Annotated in this window: 1 tRNA gene and 1 pseudogene; both read left to right on the top strand. The window is 50.6% G+C overall.

Going from position 1 to position 1,901, the window contains the following annotated elements:
• Positions 1-73: 73 nt before the first annotated feature.
• Positions 74-150, top strand: a tRNA-Met gene (locus JCM17844_RS13830).
• A 1,076-nt stretch (positions 151-1,226) separates the two neighbouring features.
• A pseudogene (locus JCM17844_RS13825) lies at positions 1,227-1,899 on the top strand (IS3 family transposase); the annotation flags it as partial.
• Between the last annotated feature and the right edge of the window lie 2 nt (positions 1,900-1,901).

Below are 1,901 nucleotides of genomic sequence, written 5' to 3'. Positions count from 1 at the left end.
CCCCGCAGAATCTTGGAAAAGACCAGTGAAAATGCCGATAAAGCGGTCTCAATCCGCAAAACAAAATCCCTGTCGCGGGGTGGAGCAGTCCGGTAGCTCGTCAGGCTCATAACCTGAAGGTCATAGGTTCAAATCCTATCCCCGCAACCAAATAAATCAAAGCCGCTAAGTCAATGACTCAGCGGCTTTTTGCTGTCCAAAACATAAAAACATAAAAGCAAAGCTCAGGAATAACCGCCTCAGCCGTTCGTCCTGCAACGGAAGCAATGCGGAAGCTCAATTTAAACAGCAGGACTTGGTGCTGTTTATGGTTGATATTTGTTGCCCTGTGCCGCCGTACGAGCGTCATTATTTAGAGACGTTCTCGATTCTAACCGAGGAAGGGGGGTAATTTATGCAGAATTTCATAAGCCACATCACTTGGGATTGCCCCGAGTGCGGTTGCTTTAATGAACAAGCTATTGAGGTTCCCGAATTAAACTTCACTGCGGAGAATATTTCTGACTGGACTGTGGCTGATATTGTTGAAATTATCTGCGATGGCTGTGGATTTGAATATTTCGGTCATGTTTTTGTCTACGCTGCAGGAACTGACTTCGAAATTGAAGGGCCGCATAGCTTCTCAATTTCGGGCGAGATGCCCATGTATGAGCCGGGTCCAGAAGACGAGCTATACTACAATCCACCAGATGATCCATATTCCATCGCGGACGAGGCATTGGGGCACCTGAAAGGGATGATCGGAGCACCAAGCCCTATAACAGACGCCCAATTTGTTAATCGCCTCGTGTTTACCGGGGCGATTTCAATTCTTGAAGCGTATCTGGGTGATACACTTATCAACGCTGTTCAGAGTAATGAAGCGGTTAGAACCAGACTCTTGACCAATTACCCTGACCTTGGAAAAGAGATGTTCTCAGCAGTGGAGTTGGCTAAGGAGCCTAATGCGATCACTAAAAGGATTGTTGCGAAACTGAAGCGTGTGCTGTTTCACAATCTCGAAGTGGCGACGAACCTTTACCAATCAGCTTTTGGGATAACTCTTGAGCCTGACAAGGAACTTCGTGACCGTCTTTTTAACGCTATGAAAAGGCGCCATGACTGCGTTCATCGCAATGGATGTCAGGTGGATGGCAAGAAATTAGATGATTTTGACGATCAGTATGTTGAGAGCATAATCGACGCGATTTGGGGTGTTGCCCGCCGCGTCGAGAACGAGCTTCTACCTGCTGCGTATGGAGGGCTGGTATGTGAACCACAAACGCGTGGAGCGTATCTGGCGGCGAGGGGGGCTGAAAGTGCCGAAAAACAACCGAAGCGTGGCCGATTATGGCTGAATGACGGCTCCTGCATCAGGCGACGCCCAAGCTGGCGCAATCATGTCTGGGCATATGACTTTGTATGGCCCGCACGCATGATGGCAGAGCGTTCCGTATGCTGACCGTGATCGATGAATACACGCGCGAGTGTCTGGCAATTACGACGGCCCGGACGCTCAAATCGGATGATGTACTTCATACGCTCACCGGGTTGTTTACGCAGCGCGGTGTGCCGGATCATATCCGCTCCAATAACGGCGCGGAGTTTACGGCCCATGCCGTCAGGGACTGGCTGGGCCGGGTTGGCGTGAAGACGCTTTATATCGAGCCGGGCAGCCCGTGGGAGAATGGTTACAATGAAAGCTTCAACAGCAAGCTCAGGGACGAGCTTTTAAATACGGAGATATTTTACAGCCTGAAGGAGGCGAAGATCCTTATTGAACGCCGGCGGCGGCATTACAACACGGTCAGACCGCACAGCTCGCTGGGATATAAGCCACCGGCACCGGAAACAATCTTGCCCCATCCAGTTGCTATGGCTTACGCCACGCTCCAGCCGCCGCAACTGGATGGCAATTAGTG

The sequence above is a fragment of the Iodidimonas gelatinilytica genome, from assembly GCF_008579125.1.
Taxonomy (GTDB): domain Bacteria; phylum Pseudomonadota; class Alphaproteobacteria; order Sphingomonadales; family Rhodothalassiaceae; genus Iodidimonas; species Iodidimonas muriae.
This window is presented reverse-complemented; position numbering and strand designations above follow the sequence as displayed.